Raw genomic sequence first — 15,562 nt, forward strand, 5'->3', positions numbered from 1 at the left:
CGATCGGCGCCGGCTGAGCCGCCGCCTTGTGGGGCGAGTCGCGTTCGTTCGGTGTTGCGGGTTGGGTGCGGTGAGCGTTCGCGATCAGCGCCGCCAGCGGGCGCGCAGGTACTGGCCCGGCCAGTAATCGAGGTCGACTCCCAGCTCGTGCGCGGCGCGGAGCGGGAAGTGCGGGTCTCGCAGCAGTTCGCGGGCGAGCGAGACGGCATCCGCCTGGCCCGACGTCACGATCTCGGATGCCTGTTCCGGCTCCGTGATGATCCCCACCGCAGAGACGGGCAGCCCCGTCGCCCGCTTGATGTGCGCGGCGAAGGGCACCTGGTAGCCGGGGCCGATCGGGATGTCCGCCGGCACGTTTCCGCCCGAGGAGATGTCGAAGAAGTCGGCGCCGGCATCGAAGCACCACCGCGCCACCGTGGCGCAGGCATCCACGTCCCAGCCGGTCGGCGCCCAGTCGCTGGCGGAGAATCGCACGAACACCGGCAGCTCTCCGACCGTCTCGCGCACGGATGTCACAACGCGCAGCAGCAGACGCGCCCGGTTCTCGAGGCTCCCGCCGTAATCGTCGCCGCGCAGGTTGCTCACGGGGGAGAGGAACTCGTGCAGCAGGTAGCCGTGTGCGGCGTGGATCTCGACCATACCGAAGCCGGCGTCGACGGCTCGCCTGGCGGCATCCGCGAACGACTGCACGATATGGTCGATGCCCGCAACGTCGAGCTCATCGGGCACGGCGAAATCGCCGAAGGGCACGGCCGACGGCGCGAGGGTCGGCCATCCGCCCTCCTCAGCCGGGATCGTTCCGCTGCGTCCGTCGGCTCCCCACGGTGCGAACGTGGATGCCTTGCGACCGGCGTGGGCCAGTTGGATGCCGGGCACGGCGCCCTGCGACGCGATGAATTCGGTGATCGGGCGCCAGGCATCCGTCTGCGTCTCGTTCCAGATGCCGGTGTCGCGGTCGGAGATGCGTCCATCGGGAACGACAGCGGTCGCCTCTGCGATCACGAGCGACGCGCCCCCGGCGGCGATGGATCCCAGGTGGACGAGGTGCCACGGCGTCGGAACGCCGTCACGCTGCATCACCGAGTACTGGCACATCGGCGCGGCGAAGATGCGGTTGCGCAGGTGCGTTCCGCGCACGTCCACAGGATCGAAGATGTCGGCCACGAGGCTTCCGTTCTGTTGTGATGTACCCCGGCTCGCTCAGAGATCTTGGCTGTCAGCCGGCGAGGGCGACAAGGAACGCGCGAAGATCTGCAGCGCCCGTGAACACGTGTCCCGTGATGCCGATCGCCTCAGCGCCCTCGACGTTCTCCGCCTTGTTGTCGATGAACACGGCGTGGGCTGCGTCGATTCCCAACTCGTCGAGAGCGTGAAGGAAGATGGCGGCGTCCGGCTTCACGAGCAGCAGTTCGCCGGAGACGAAGACCTGCTCGAACAACGAACCCAGCAGGCCCTGCCTGAAGTAGCTGCCGAAGTCGGCGCCGGCGTTGGAGAGCAGGGCGAGCCGCGTGCCGCCGTCGCGCAAGTCGACGAGCACGTCGATCGTTCCTGGCTCGACACTGAGCCAACCGCGGAAGTCGGTGACCCAGAGCAGATGGAGGGTGCTCTCCGACCACTGCGCCCCGGTGTCCGCTTCGATCCGGCGCCAGTAGTCGTGGATGCTCAGTGTGCCCTGGTCGAGCTCCGTGCGATGGCGCCAGTAGGGCTCCCAGAACGAGTCCGCCTCGACTCCGGCGACCCGCAGCAACGCCTGCCGATCGGCCTCGGACGGGCTCAACGAGATCACCTCGCCGTAGTCGAAGATGACGACCCGGCCGGGGAGGGAGATGGGCATGCGCGGAGTCCTTTTGGCGTCGTTGGCCGCCTCGTTCTTCGCTCCGATCGGAGCGAAGGGACTGGGGCGGCGACCGCCATCAACCTATCGTGAAGGCATGAGCGACGAGACGAGCGTGCGGCACTGGAACCTCGACGACGTGTCCGAATGGATCGCCGTGCCGGGCGACGGCGACGACAAGTACACAAGGGGCGTGCTCGGTGTGGTCACCGGATCGAACCGGTACCCGGGCGCTGCCGTGCTCGGTGTCGAGGCCGCTGTGCGAACCGGCGTCGGAATGGTGCGCTACCTCGGCGACGACGTGCCAGCCGGCATGGTGCTGCAGAGGCGGCCGGAGGCCGTGACCGCCGATGGACGGGTGCAGGCTTGGCTGCTCGGATCCGGAATGGATGCCGCGCACCGCGACGACGCGAATCGCGACCGCTTGCACTCCGCCCTCGCGCAAGGTGTGCCCACCGTGATCGACGCAGGGGCGCTGGACCTCGTGCAACGGTCGAAGGGCCCCACCGTCATCACCCCGCACTACAGCGAACTCGCTCGGGTTCTCGCGGCACACAACGTGACCGTCGCCGCACCGCAGATCGCAGCGGATGCCGTGCGCTGGGCCCGTCGGGCCGCTCGCCTCACCGGCGCCACCGTTCTGCTGAAGGGGCACGTGACGCACGTGGCGACGCCTGCCGGCGACGTGCTCGCGGCATCCGAGGGGCCCGCCTGGCTCGCGACGGCGGGCAGTGGGGATGTGCTGGGCGGTGTGCTCGGGGCGCTCGTGGCGACGCACGCCGACGAGATCGTCGCAGGCGGGCACGACGCACTCGCCAGATTGGCCGTGACCGCGGCGGTGCTGCACGGGGCGGCAGGACGAGCCGCGAGCGACGCGCTGGGCGGCGGCCCAATCGCGGCACTCGACATCGCGGAGGCGATGCCGGCGGTGGTCGGCGGTCTGTTGTCCGCACGGTGAGGGATCCCGTCGAACGCCGGTCATCGAATCGATCGCTACCATGAACGACTATGGCGACCGACACCGCGACCGACGGCACGGTCGCGTCGGGCACGGGCATCCACTGGCGGTTCGAGGCGGTGGGTCGTAACGTCTACGCCCTCTGGGGGGCGTTCCTGCTCGTGCACGTCGTTCTGTGGCTGACGGCGCTGCTCGGTGACGGGATGCCGCTCGGAGACGTGACCATCGTGTATCGCCCGTGGGCACAGGAAGCCCAGTACGGCTATGCGTTCATGGGCGTCACGGCGCCGTGGGTCTATCCCGTGCTGGCGATGGTGCCGGTGCTCATCCCGCTGATCGCGGGAGCCGACAACTACGTGATCGCGTGGCTCGCCATGGTGACGATCTTCGACGTCGTCGCCTTCGCTGTGCTGACGGCCAGGGGCCGCAGGCGACCGACGATCGCGGCGTGGTGGTGGCTGGCCTTTCTGCTGCTGCTCGGCCCGATCGCCGTCGGGCGGCTGGATGCCGTGTCGGTCGCGATCGTCATCGTCGCCGTGGTGTGGATCGCGGCGCGCCCGAGCGTCGCTGCCGTGCTCTTGACCGTTGCGACCTGGATCAAGGTGTGGCCGGCCGGCGTCATCCTGGCCGTGGTCATCGCGCTGAGGCGTCGCTGGCGCGTCGTTGCGTGGGGGCTCGCGACGAGCGCGGTCATCGCGCTGTTGGTCACCGCGTTCGGCGGTGCGGCCCAACTCTTCAGCTTCGTCTCGCAGCAGGCCGGCAGGGGGCTGCAGATCGAGGCCCCGATCAGCGCACCTTGGATGTGGGCGGCCGCCCTGCACGCGCCGGGCAGCTCGATCTACTACGACCAGCAGTTGCTGACCTTTCAGGTGACCGGGTGGAACATCGACATCGCGATCGCAGCCATGACGCCGGCGCTCGCGATCGCCGTGCTCCTCGTCGCTCTGCTCGGCGTGCGCGCGGTGGTGCGCAAGGCGCCGACCGCCATCGTGCTTCCGCAGCTGATGCTCGCCATCGTCACTGTGCTGATCGCGTTCAACAAGGTGGGGTCACCGCAGTACGTGGACTGGCTCGCGGCCCCGGTCATCCTCGGCATCATCATGTCGGGTCGTCGATTCCTGGTGCCTGCGGTACTCGTCGGCGTCACCGCGGCACTCACCCAGCTGTTCTACCCGTACCTCTACGTGCAACTGCTCGATCTCGACGCATGGATGCTCGCGGTGGTGACTGCCCGCAACATCATGCTGTTCGTCGTGCTGGGTTGGGCCGTCGCCGCATTGTGGCGCGCGGGTCGACCGAGCCGCACGAGAACGACCGACGACGAGACGGCACCTGTGGCGGGCGCGCAGCCATGGCCGCTTGCGGGCGAACGCGCAGACTGAACACGAGGGAGAGGACCCCACCATGCTTGTTGCATTCTCCGTAGCGCCATCCGGCACCGGACGCGAGGGCGATTCGGTGCATGACGCCGTCGCTGCCGCCGTTCGCATCGTGCGCGACTCCGGCCTGGCCAATCACACGGATTCGATGTTCACAACGATCGAGGGGGACTGGGATGAGGTCTTCGACGTGATCAAACGCGCCACGGATGCCGTCGGCGCGTACGGCTCGCGCGTCTCGCTCGTGCTGAAGGCAGACATCCGCCCCGGGCATGTCGGAGAGATCACCGGCAAGGTCGAGCGTCTCGAGCGAGCCATCGACGCGCAGCAGGGCTGAGGCGGCTCCCGCGCCGCTCCCAGCGGATGCGTCGGTGCCGCTCGTTGCGGGGCAGCGTGCGGTCACGCGACGTAACTCGTCATCGAATCGATTCGAATTCGTAACGTCCGCCGCTTACGATTGAGCGCATGGCTACCCGTTCCGGCGAGCCGGCGACACTCCCCACCCCCGTTTCGTCCCGCGTCGACGCGCGCGAAGAATCACACGGTGCAGCGCTGTCTCCGACTCGCATCCGTCTCGCTCTGCTCGCGCTCGCCCTTGGCGGCTTCGCGATCGGCTCGACCGAGTTCGTGGCCATGGGCCTGCTGCCCAACATCGCCTCCGATCTGCTGCCCAAGCTCTACGCCGTCAGTCCGGCTGATGCGAACGCGCAGGCCGGCTGGATGATCTCCGCATACGCACTGGGCGTGGTCGTCGGCGCGCCAACGATCGCCGCCGCGGCGGCGCGCTGGCCGCGAAAGAGGTTGCTGCTCTGGCTGCTCGTGACCTTCACGGTGGGGACGCTCGCCGCCGTCGTCGCTCCGACGTTCGGGCTCGTGCTCGTCGCGCGCTTCGTCGCCGCGCTTCCGCACGGCGCCTACTTCGGCATCGCGAGCCTCGTGGCCGCTTCGCTGATGGGTCCGGGCAAGCGCGGGCGCGGCGTCGCGTTCGTGCTTTCCGGGCTCACGATCGCGAACGTGGTCGGTGTGCCGGCGATCACGTGGATCGGACAGCAGGCCGGATGGCGCGTCGCCTACCTCGCCGTCGCCGTGATCTTCGCGCTCACGTTCGCCGCTGTGCTTTTCGCCGTCCCGTGGCAGGCCGGAAACCCCGAAGCGACGATGCGGCGCGAATTGAAGGCCTTCGGCCGCCCACAGGTGTGGTTCACGCTCGGCATCGGCGCCATCGGGTTCGGCGGTCTCTTCGCCCTCTACACGTACATCGCCCCGATCGTGACGGACGTGGCGGGCCTGCCGGAGTGGGCGGTTCCACTCATCCTGGTCTGCTGCGGGCTCGGCATGACGGTCGGCAACCTGGTGGGCGGAGCAATGGCCGACCGCAGTGTGAAGCGCACGATGCTGACGTTCTTCGTCGTGCTCATGGTGGCGCTCGTCGGAGTCGGCCTGCTGGCCCAGAACTGGGTCGTGCTGGCCGCCGGCGTGTTCCTGGTCGGCGCATCCTCGTCCGCCATCTCGCCCGCCATCCAGACGAGGCTGATGGATGTCGCGCGCGACAGCCAGTCCATCGCCGCGGCGCTCAATCACTCGGCACTGAACATCGGCAACTCCCTCGGCGCGTACCTGGGTGGCGTAGCGATCGCCGCGGGCCTCGGCTACCGCGCGCCGGTGTGGGTCGGCCTGGTTCTGTCGGCGCTCGGCCTGATACTCGCGGTCGGCTCATTCGCATACGACAGGTCGCGCGCGAAGCGCGGTCTCCCCGTCGCGGGTCACACCGGCGCCGTCACCACCGTTCAGCCATAGTCTTCTTGGTCGCGAAGCGGGTACGTGCCCCGTCCGCCGTGCGCCCCTCTGGCGTGCGGTGATTCGGAGATTCGCGGCGACACGCCGCGAATGGACCACGACACGCCGGCGAGCGCGGCGTATCTCCGAAATCCAGCACGCCACAAGGGGGTGTTGCGCCACGGGGTGGAACGACGGCGAAGACTCGGCTCAATCGTTCTGCAGCAGGATGCCGTCCTGAATCGCGCGCTTGCGCAGCGCAACCTTGGTGCCGACGTCGTACCCGGCGACGCGGTACTTCTCACGGATGCGCTTGAGATAGCTCTTGGCCGTCTCATCGGAGATGCCGAGCTTGAACGCCACGGACTTCACGGGCTCGCCGGCACCGTAGAGGGCCATCACGCGACGCTCCTGCGCGCTGAGCTTGGGCGAGCCCGTCGTGCTCTGGCTGAGTGCGATGTCGAGCTCTTCGGAGATGAACGAGTCGCCTCGTGCCGCCGCGCGAATCGCCTCGACGATCATGTCGGCGTTCTCGCTCTTCACGAGGTAGCCGGCAGCCCCGGCGGCGAGCGCCTCGCGAACCACGTTCGGATCGGAGTATGCACTCATCAGCATGGTGGGCACGCCGGCCGCCTTCAGCGCCTGAAGCTTGATCGAGACGGGGATGTTGTCCTTGAGATCGAGGTCGAGCAGCACCACATCGACGGGGAACGCCTCGTGGGTCAGCAACTCCGGCCAGGTTGCCACGGCTGCGACCATCTCGATGTCGTCCGCCGCGCCCCTGATCCACTCGGTGAGTGCTCCCAGCAGCATGCGGTGATCGTCAACGATGGCGATCTTGATCGGGTCTGCGCCTGATTCCTTCACGCTCTTGTCTCTACCTTCTTCGACGACGAGTCGTCGCATCGCGACCTGCTGTGTGCCGCGTCATCGATCCTCAGTTGCATCGACAAGGCAGTCCACCTCAATCCGCACCATAGCGGATGAACCGGTCTCGGTGTATCGCCCGACTCTGCGAATAGCTTGCCACGCCGAGGGATCGATCTGTCGGCGCGGAACGCCTGTCGCCTCGATCAGCACGCGCAGACTGTGCACGTGCGGCCCGGCATCCGCGCCTCGAGAGATGCTGATGACGAGCGATGTCGTACTTCTCGACGGGCTGCCGACGAGCATCCAGATGGCGGAGAAGAGTCCGTCGCGCTGGCGAGCGGAGAGCGACGCGGCGAGCCCGTCAGGGTCGTCGATATGAGCCACTGGATCGAGCACGGCCGACTCGCTGACGGCGTGATGCAGCCAGGTCTGTCTGCGGTCATCCACCAGATGCAGGCGCAACTGGGTCGCCAGCGCGGATGCCCTTGAGGCCGTCTCCTCGTCGAGCGGCAGTTCCGCGTGGCCGGCCGAGACATACTCCAGGAGTTGCTCGGCCGCGAGGTCCAGCCGCTCCAGCTCTTCGGATGCCAACATCCCGACAGCGGTGTCGGTGGTCGTCGTGCTCTGGGTCTGCGCGATCTCGGAGTGGAACTGCACGATGGAACGGAACGACCGCACGAGCGCGACCCCCACGAGCGGAGGAGCACAGGCGATGACCACGAACGCGAACCGAGGGACGGCAGACACCGCTTCTGCCACCTGCAGGCCCATCACGATGATCAGAATGCCGCCGAACACCCCGGTCGCGACCAGGATGTCTCGTGGCGGTCGCGTGGTGACGGCCGCGAGCAGCAGCCCTCCGACCCCGATGCAGGTGACGGGGAAGACCGGCATCGAGCCGGGAGCCCATGCCCCGGCGAGGTCGAGGCCCGTGATGATCGCACACGCAGCCATCAGACCGATGAAACGCCCCTGCTCGGTCGGCACCTCTCTGGCAGTCGGCATGAACCACATCAGCAAGGCGACGACCACGAGGAACGCGATAGCCACGATGCCGAGCCAGAGATGCGGATAGAACCGCCCGAAGTAGAGGAACCGCAGCAACGAAGCGACGACGAGAGCATCGGCGACGACCATGGTGCCTTTGCGCAGCTGGGCCACGCCGGTGTAGACGTGCGTCGCACGTGCGTCGAGTCTGCTCATTGCTTCGGCACCTCCAGCACGACGGTCGTTCCGGAACCAGGCGCGCTGAACAGGCGGGCGTTGCCTCCGACATCGCGAACGCGCGCGACGATCGATTCGGTGAAACCGAGGCGTCCAGGAGAGACCGCGCCGACATCGAATCCGACGCCCGAGTCCGTGATCATGGCCCGTACCGTGACGTCGTCGTCGGTGATGGTCACGTGCGCCTGCGTCTCCCCGGAGTGCCTGCGCACGTTCTCGAGGCATTCGGCGAGCGCGAGCAGGAACGCGTCGAGCGTCTCTGCGGGGAGGAGGACGTGCCCCGTTCCGTGCCAGGCGACGTCGAGTCCCATGCGCTTGAACCGCTGCTTCACCGTCTCGAGCGTGTTGCCGAGCGTGGATTCCTGCACCTGGCGCAGGTGGTAATCGCCGGACGAAGCGGGATCCGGTGTGTAACCGAGCCGGAGTTGCCGCAGCAGAGCGGCATCCTCTGCAGCCTGGGCGCGCAGGGCCTGCTCGCCGACGCCGCGACCGGAGTGCGCGAGCAGTGTCAGCGTGGCGAGCACGGTGTCGTGCAGCAGCCTGGCACTCTGCCTGCGTCGTGCCTCCAGCTCGCTCGCCTGGCGTTCGGTGCGGTAGGCGTCGCTCATGCCCTCGATGCGCTCGACAGTACGAGGCACGACGTGTGCGACCCACACGCCGATACCGGCGCAGAACGCCCAGCTGCCGATCGTGACGAACAGCATGGTGATCAGATTGCTGCCGATGGTCAGCGTCGTCGGCACGACGATGGCGAAGACGCCGAGAAAGGCGACGATCAAGATGATGCGGCGCTGGGCATCAACGGCGAGCAGAAACGCCGAGCCCGCGCTCGCGGCGGTGAGCAGGGCGACGACGGATGCCGCGCCGGCGCCGTGCACTCCCGAGGTGAGCGCGACGACCCCCATGGCGATCGCGGACGTCGCGAGCGCCACGACGACGGGAATCGGAGACGGTCTGCGCTCCAGATACACGCCGGCGGCGATGAGCAGCAAGCAGAGTGCGACCACGCTGATGGTGGACTCGAGCTGGGGGAGCACGCCCGGCACGACGGCGCAGATCGCGGCACCCGCGGCGTTGAGGATGATCACCAGGCTCGCCGCGGATCCCAGCATGCGGTCACGCTGCTCGACGGTGCGCGTCATCGGTCCTCCGGATGGTCCCTGCGCCCCGATGGCGCGACCAGAGAGCCCGCCCACACGTTGGGCCCCGAATGACACTTTCTCACGCTCAGCGGTGTTCGGCGTGATCGGACCGCGAGGCCCGGCGGCTCAGGACTCCAGCAGAGAGCGGATCGGAGGGCCGATCAAGTCGTCTTCGATCAGGAATGCGTCGTGGCCGAACGGGGAGTGGATCTCGATCGGATGCCCGCCGTGGATGCTCGAGGTCAGCCCGGCCGCGATGACACGCTGGCCGTCGACCGAGTAGAGGCGGTCGCTGTCGATGCCGAGAACGAGCGAGCGCGCTGTGACTCGGCCGAGCGCGGCGTCCACGCCTCCGCGTCCGCGTCCGATGTCGTGGGAGGTCATGGCGTTCACCACGGTGATATAGCTGTTCGCGTCGAAGCGCCGGGTGAACTTGTTGCCGTGGAAGTCGAGATACGACTCGACGGCGAATCGTCCGCCTGCTCCGAGCGGGCTGATACCGCTCTGCCAGCTGCGCTGGAAGCGCTCGTTCAGCTCGTTGGCGCTGCGGTAGTTGAGCAGTGCCATGCGGCGGGCCAGGGCGAGCCCGGCGTGCGGTCCGTCGCCATCGTCGGCATCGTAGTAGCGACCGGCCCGGAACTGCGGGTCGGTGCGGATCGCTTCGATCTGCACCGAATTGAGTGCGATCTGGTCGGCGGTCGAGAACGGGGGAGCAGCGACCACGGCCACTCGCTCCAGCCGGTTCGGAAAACTGATCGCCCACTCGAGGGACTGCATGCCGCCCATCGACCCGCCGATCACCGCAGCCCAGCGATCGACGCCGATCGCGTCGGAGAACGCGGCCTGCGCGTTCACCTGGTCGCGAATGGTGGTGTACGGAAAGCGCGGGCCCCACTCGATGCCGTCCGGCGCGAGGGATGCCGGCCCGGTCGAGCCCTGACATCCGCCGATCATGTTCGGGGCGACCACGAACCAGCGGTCGGTGTCGACGGGGAGACCGGGACCGACGACTCCGCCCCACCAGCCGGACGTCGGATGCCCGGGACCGGCCTTGCCGAGCACGTGGCTGTCGCCCGTGAGCGCGTGCAGCACGAGCACGGCGTTGTCACGTGCCTCGTTGAGAGTTCCCCACGTCTCGTACGCGATCGTCGCGCTCGACAGCGATCGGCCGCTCTCGAAGGCGACGGGGCCGATGCGTGCGAACGTGCGTTCACCCACCGGGTCGCCCTCGCGCCATGCGCCGCTCGCGCGCGGCTTGCCCAGCAGCGAACGAGCCTGCGCGTCGGTGATGAAACTCGACGGCACCGTGTCTTCTGAGGTCTGCCAGTCCATGGTGAGATCAATTCTCGCCGCTGAAGCGGCGGCGCCGTGCCGTGTTACGGCGAGAACGTGATGTCGGCACGTGCCGAGCACGCGAAAAGGACCCGGCCGACGCCGGGTCCTTTTCGCGTGCGGGTGTTACGCCGTGACCGTGTCGGACTGCGCGACGGCACGGGCCGCGGCGAGACCGGCCTCGAGGTCGGTCTTCAGATCGTCGACGTTCTCGAGTCCGACCGAGAGCCGTACCAGGCCGGGCGTCACGCCCGCGGTCAGCTGCTCCTCAGGCGAGAGCTGCGAGTGCGTCGTCGATGCCGGGTGGATGACCAGTGAGCGCACATCGCCGATGTTGGCCAGGTGGCTGAACAGCGTGAGGTTGTCGACCAGCGCGCGGCCGGCATCCACACCGCCCTTGAGCTCGAACGAGAGAACGGCGCCGACGCCCTTCGGGGCGTACTTGTTGGCGGCCGCGTACCACGGGCTCGTCGGCAGGCCCGAGTAGTTCACCGATGCCACGTCGGGGTGGCTCTCGAGGAACTCGGCGATCTCCTGTGCGTTCTGCACGTGACGCTCCACGCGAAGGGACAGCGTCTCGATGCCCTGGATGAGCAGCCACGCGCTGTTCGGCGCGATGGCGGAGCCCAGGTCGCGCAACAGTTGCACGCGGGCCTTGATGATGTAGGCGAGTCCGTCGCCGACGGCCTGCGTGTAGCTGACGCCGTGGTAGGACTCGTCGGGTTCGGTGAGGCCAGGAAACCTGTCGACGTGCTTCGACCACTCGAAGGTTCCGCCGTCGACCAGCACACCGCCGATGGTGGTGCCGTGGCCGCCGAGGAACTTCGTGGCGGAGTGCACCACGATGTCGGCACCGTGCTCGAACGGACGGATCAGGTACGGAGTCGCGATGGTGTTGTCGACGATCAGCGGCACGTCGTTCTCATGTGCGATGCCCGCGATGGTCTCGATGTCGAGGATGTTGATCTTCGGGTTGCCCACGGTCTCGGCGAAGAACAGCTTCGTGTTCGGGCGGACGGCGCGACGCCACTCCTCAGGGTCGTCCTGGTTCTCGACGAACGTGGTCTCGATACCCAGTTTGCCCAGCGTGTACTTGAAGAGGTTGTAGGTGCCGCCGTAGATGGAGCTCGACGAGACGATGTGATCGCCGGCCTGAGCGATGTTGAGCACCGCGAACGTGGAGGCTGACTGGCCGGAGGCCAGCAGGAGTGCGCCGGTGCCTCCTTCGAGGGCTGCGACCCGCTCCTCGACGACGGCCTGCGTCGGGTTCTGGATGCGTGTGTAGATGTTGCCGAACTCGGCGAGGGCGAAGAGATTCTTCGCATGGTCCGAGTTATTGAACACATACGACGTGGTCTGGTAGATCGGCGTCGCCCTGGCGTTGGTCACCGGATCGGGCGCAGCGCCGGAGTGGATCTGCTTGGTCTCGAACTGCCACTGGTCGGCGTCGGTCATGATTCTCTCCAGGTGATGTCTTGGGAGGCATCGGCGCGCATCCGCGTCGATGTTGACACAAGGGTAGGCATCGGGCATCCTGCGCCCAAAACGACTGCAACACGACGTAACCGTCAGAGACGGGCGTGCGGATGTCTTTCTCCCTCGCTCGGCTCGGCGTCGATCAGCAGAGTGCCGGGCGGCACCGGAACATCCGGCGCGCTGGGTGGAGGGATCTGTGCGAGCGCCTGTTTTCGGAACAGCCAGGGAAAGTCGGGCTCGATGACCCAGTGGAACGCTTTTTTGATGAACGGCTGGGCCAGGAACGCGGAGATCGCGATCGCCAGCAGGATCATGCCGACAAGCACCCACGGCGACTTCTGGTGGTCGAGCAGTCCGAACTGTCGAAGCGGATAAAGGAAGAAGCTGTGCAGCAGATAGATGTACATCGTCGCGGCGCCCCAGGCGGTGAACACGACGCGCCTGCGCGGTATCAACGTGAGGAACGCGATGGTGAGCAGCATGCCGATGGCGATCATCAGCAGGCGCACGGCACCCGCCCACCACTGCTCGTACCCGAACGAGTCGTACTGCTCGTCGTAGAGCAGGAAGCGGCGGATCAGCAGATCGCGCCACACATCGATGTACAGGGCGAGGAACAGAAGCACGAGTCCGAAAAGCACGATCGCCCCTGCCCGCCATCGCCAGGCGACAGCGGACCTCAGCTCCAGCCAGCGTCTCGTGCCGCTGAATCGGCGCAGCTTCCAGCCGAAGACGAAGAACGGCAGCAGCCCGGCGGTGCGGGCGAGTGCGAGCGTGCTATCGACGTTGTCGAGGTACCCGGCGGCGACGGAGATGACGAGGGCGAAGACCATCGGGTACCGCAGCATGACCAGATAGGGCAACGCCACCCGCCAGACGCCGAGGGCGATGAGGAACCACAGTGTCCAGCTCGCGGTCGTGTAGTCGAGACTGAACTTTCCGGTTCCCCACCAGTTGATCAGGCTCCACACCGTCTCGAAGATGATGTACGGGAAGACGATGTCGGTGAGCAGCCGTTTGAGGCCGCGGTAGCCGGGAGGCTGCGACTTCGCGAAATAGCCGGACACCGTGACGAAGACCGGCACGTGGAAGAGGTAGATGAAGAGGTAGGCCGTGTAGGCGGAATCCGAATCCGCGATCAGTTTCAGGATCGCGTGCCCGATCACCACGAGGGTGATCGCCAGCCATCGCGCGTTGTCCCAGTACGCGAGTCTGGCCCTGCGCGGCGTCGTCGTCTTGATTCGTTCGGCGATCGTCATCCGATCCAGCGTATGACGCTGTGCTATCCATCGGCTATGTCGACGGGAGGGCTTGACGGCGGACAGAATGGTGGGCATGGCATCTAGACGCGCAGTGGTGACGGGAGCGAGTTCGGGCATCGGCGAGGCGACGGTGCGTCTGTTGCGGGCGGGCGGCTGGGACGTCATCGCCGTCGCTCGCAGCACGGAGAAGCTGAAGACGATCGCTGAGGAAACGGGGGCTGAGGCCTTCACCGCCGACGTGTCGAAGCAGGCCGATGTCGATGCTCTGCGCGATCACGTCGTCGCGACCGGCGGCGCCCACGCCCTCGTGAACAATGCCGGCGGGGCACGCGGACTGGACTCGGTCGAGAAGTCCGACGTCGACGACTGGATCTGGATGTACGAGGTGAACGTGCTCGGCACGAAGCGCGTCATCTCGGCGTTGCTCCCGATCCTCCGCGCGGGGGCTGAGCAGACCGGGCATGCCGACATCCTGAACGTCACGTCCATCGCAGGGCACATCGCGTACGTGGGCGGGTCCGGCTACAACGCAGCCAAGTTCGCGGAGCGCGCGCTGACGGAGGTGCTCAGGCTCGAGCTGAACGGCGAGCCGATCCGGGTGATCGAGGTGGCGCCGGGCATGGTGCGCACCGACTTCTCGCTGAACCGGTTCGACGGCGACAAGGAGCGCGCCGACGCCGTCTACGCCGACGTGCCCGAGCCGTTGACGGCGGACGACATCGCCGACACGATCGTGAACGCGCTGGAGCGTCCAGCGCACGTCGACGTGGATCTGATCGTCGTCAAGCCGGTCGCCCAAGCGGCGCCGTACCGGTTCCACCACGGACCGTTGCGCGTGGCGCGCGAGGACTGACGGATGCCGGAGGCGGCCCAGGCGAGCACGTCGCGCGAGCGCGCGCTGCAGCGGTGGGAGCGGGTCAGCAGCTGGCCGTTCCTGGTGCTCTCGGTCGTCTTCATCGTCGTGTACAGCATCCGTTGCCTCGATCCGACGCTGGAGAACGCCTACTTCGTGGCGATCTGGACTGTGCTGCTGCTGATCTGGGCCGCGTTCATCGCGGACTACGTCGGGCGTCTGCTGCTCTCTGAACACAAGTGGGAGTTCGTGCGGCACAACGTTCCGGAGTTGCTGGGGGCGGCGGTTCCCGTGTTCCGGCCATTTCGGCTGTTGCGCGAACTTCGTCGTATTCCATTCTTCAACCGGCGTACGGGAGCGGCCGTGCGCGCGAGACTCGTGTCGTACGCTCTGGCGTTCGTGATCCTCTGGATCTACATGATCGCCATCACCGTCGTGCACGCGGAGCGCGGCGCGCCCGGCGCAACCATCGTCAGCCTCGGGGACGCCCTCTACTGGGCGGTGGTGACCATCGCGACGGTGGGTTACGGCGACATGGTGCCGGTGACGACCTTCGGCCGCGTTCTCGCGGTGCTGCTCATGATCAGCGGCATTCTGATCGTCGGCGTGACGACCGCGACCGTCGTGTCCTATTTCAACGACACGGTGAGCCGCGCTCGGCACGGTCGTAGCGACCAGGGGCCGAATGAGGAGCGGGGACCGAATGACGAGACGCACGAGGAGGAACAGCGGTGAGCATCCATCTGGTCGGGGGAGGGCATCGACCCGAGACCGATTCCGCCGTCTTCGGGCCGTTCGTCGCCGAGTGCGTCGCTCGTATCGAAGCCGCGGGGGAAGAGCGCCAGCCGCGCATCGTCCTGCTGACGGTGCGTGAGAACGCCGATCCCGGCCACGGCGCGAACCTGACGGCAGCACTCGGTCGCGCGGGATCCGTCGAGGTGCTGCACACCGTCGTCGCGGAGGGCGAGCGGATGCCGGCAGGCGCGATCGACGGTGCCGACGGCATTGCGGTGGGTGGAGGCATGACGCCCGCGTATCTCGAGGCGATCGCGCCGCTGGCTGCAGGCATCCGCTCGGCAGTGGAGGCCGGAACGCCGTACCTCGGCTTCTCCGCCGGGGCGATGATCGCTCCCGATCGAGCTCTGCTCGGCGGATGGCGCATCGACGGCATCGAGATCGGCGACCAGGAGGCCGCTGAAGACCTCGACGAGCTCACCATCGTCGACGGACTCGGGCTGATCGACGTCACGGTCGACGTTCACGCTGCGCAGTGGGGCAACCTCACTCGGGCGATCGCCGCAGTCGATTCCGGCGCCGTCGAGGAGGCGGTCGCGATCGACGAATCGACGGTTCTCGTCGTCGGCACCGGACCGTTGCGGGTCGCCGGAGCCGGAACGGTGTGGGTGCTCACCCGTGACGAACGCGGGGTTCTGGTGCGGAGCATGCGGTGACCGCC

15 protein-coding genes are annotated in these 15,562 nt (G+C 67.4%); 7 read left to right on the forward strand and 8 right to left on the reverse strand.

The features are described from left to right. Window positions 1–84: 84 nt before the first annotated feature. Both MJ603_RS10120 and MJ603_RS10125 read right to left on the reverse strand, forming a co-directional pair. A complete protein-coding gene (locus MJ603_RS10120) occupies window positions 85–1,164 on the reverse strand; it encodes an NADH:flavin oxidoreductase/NADH oxidase (RefSeq protein ID WP_243063590.1) in 1,080 nt (359 codons plus the stop codon). 52 nt (window positions 1,165–1,216) lie between these two features. Next, complete coding sequence (locus MJ603_RS10125; RefSeq protein ID WP_243063591.1) at window positions 1,217–1,834, reverse strand: HAD family phosphatase; 618 nt, start codon at window positions 1,832–1,834, stop codon at window positions 1,217–1,219. A gap of 97 nt (window positions 1,835–1,931) precedes the next feature. Here MJ603_RS10125 and MJ603_RS10130 point away from each other — a divergent pair, with 97 nt between their 5' ends. The 4 genes from MJ603_RS10130 (at window position 1,932) to MJ603_RS10145 (ending at window position 5,968) form a co-directional block, all read left to right on the forward strand. Next, on the forward strand, window positions 1,932–2,792 hold the full coding sequence (locus tag MJ603_RS10130; RefSeq protein ID WP_243063592.1) for an ADP/ATP-dependent (S)-NAD(P)H-hydrate dehydratase: 861 nt from the start codon (window positions 1,932–1,934) through the stop codon (window positions 2,790–2,792). A gap of 50 nt (window positions 2,793–2,842) precedes the next feature. After that, entirely contained in the window at window positions 2,843–4,174 is a 1,332-nt protein-coding gene (locus tag MJ603_RS10135; RefSeq protein ID WP_243063593.1) for a glycosyltransferase 87 family protein, read from the forward strand. Between the two features lie 22 nt (window positions 4,175–4,196). Beyond that, window positions 4,197–4,508 (forward strand): thiamine-binding protein, encoded by a 312-nt coding sequence (locus MJ603_RS10140; protein WP_243063594.1) that lies wholly within the window; start codon window positions 4,197–4,199, stop codon window positions 4,506–4,508. A gap of 128 nt (window positions 4,509–4,636) precedes the next feature. Beyond that, complete coding sequence (locus MJ603_RS10145; protein ID WP_243063595.1) at window positions 4,637–5,968, forward strand: MFS transporter; 1,332 nt, start codon at window positions 4,637–4,639, stop codon at window positions 5,966–5,968. A gap of 189 nt (window positions 5,969–6,157) precedes the next feature. Here the strand turns inward: MJ603_RS10145 and MJ603_RS10150 are convergent, their stop codons facing one another. The 6 genes from MJ603_RS10150 to MJ603_RS10175 all read right to left on the reverse strand — a co-directional run bounded on the left by MJ603_RS10150 (window position 6,158) and on the right by MJ603_RS10175 (window position 13,250). Beyond that, complete coding sequence (locus MJ603_RS10150; protein WP_279239134.1) at window positions 6,158–6,853, reverse strand: response regulator; 696 nt, start codon at window positions 6,851–6,853, stop codon at window positions 6,158–6,160. A gap of 21 nt (window positions 6,854–6,874) precedes the next feature. After that, window positions 6,875–8,020 (reverse strand): hypothetical protein, encoded by a 1,146-nt coding sequence (locus tag MJ603_RS10155; RefSeq protein WP_243063596.1) that lies wholly within the window; start codon window positions 8,018–8,020, stop codon window positions 6,875–6,877. Beyond that, window positions 8,017–9,183, reverse strand: a complete 1,167-nt coding sequence (locus MJ603_RS10160) for a sensor histidine kinase (RefSeq protein ID WP_243063597.1) — start codon at window positions 9,181–9,183, stop codon at window positions 8,017–8,019. The genes MJ603_RS10155 and MJ603_RS10160 overlap by 4 nt, the downstream gene beginning before the upstream one ends. 126 nt (window positions 9,184–9,309) lie before the next feature. Next, a complete protein-coding gene (locus MJ603_RS10165; RefSeq protein WP_243063598.1) occupies window positions 9,310–10,515 on the reverse strand; it encodes a homoserine O-acetyltransferase in 1,206 nt (401 codons plus the stop codon). 126 nt (window positions 10,516–10,641) lie between these two features. Next, complete coding sequence (locus MJ603_RS10170) at window positions 10,642–11,970, reverse strand: bifunctional o-acetylhomoserine/o-acetylserine sulfhydrylase (protein WP_243063599.1); 1,329 nt, start codon at window positions 11,968–11,970, stop codon at window positions 10,642–10,644. A 113-nt stretch (window positions 11,971–12,083) separates the two neighbouring features. Next, window positions 12,084–13,250, reverse strand: a complete 1,167-nt coding sequence (locus MJ603_RS10175) for an acyltransferase family protein (protein WP_243063600.1) — start codon at window positions 13,248–13,250, stop codon at window positions 12,084–12,086. Window positions 13,251–13,326: 76 nt separating this feature from the next. Here MJ603_RS10175 and MJ603_RS10180 point away from each other — a divergent pair, with 76 nt between their 5' ends. From MJ603_RS10180 to MJ603_RS10190, 3 genes are read left to right on the forward strand one after another with little or no spacing between them, the layout of a single operon-like run. Further along, window positions 13,327–14,106 carry an SDR family oxidoreductase gene (locus MJ603_RS10180; protein WP_243063601.1) on the forward strand — a complete coding sequence of 260 codons (780 nt, stop codon included), beginning with the start codon at window positions 13,327–13,329 and terminating at the stop codon, window positions 14,104–14,106. Between the two features lie 3 nt (window positions 14,107–14,109). Further along, the gene (locus MJ603_RS10185; protein ID WP_243063602.1) at window positions 14,110–14,841 is read left to right on the forward strand and encodes a potassium channel family protein; all 732 of its coding nucleotides are present in this window, start codon (window positions 14,110–14,112) and stop codon (window positions 14,839–14,841) included. Continuing rightward, window positions 14,838–15,557, forward strand: coding sequence for a Type 1 glutamine amidotransferase-like domain-containing protein (locus MJ603_RS10190; protein WP_243063603.1), 720 nt, complete (start codon window positions 14,838–14,840; stop codon window positions 15,555–15,557). The genes MJ603_RS10185 and MJ603_RS10190 overlap by 4 nt, the downstream gene beginning before the upstream one ends. The last annotated feature ends 5 nt before the right edge of the window (window positions 15,558–15,562 follow it).

Source organism: Humibacter sp. RRB41, assembly GCF_022761015.1.
GTDB lineage: Bacteria > Actinomycetota > Actinomycetes > Actinomycetales > Microbacteriaceae > Humibacter.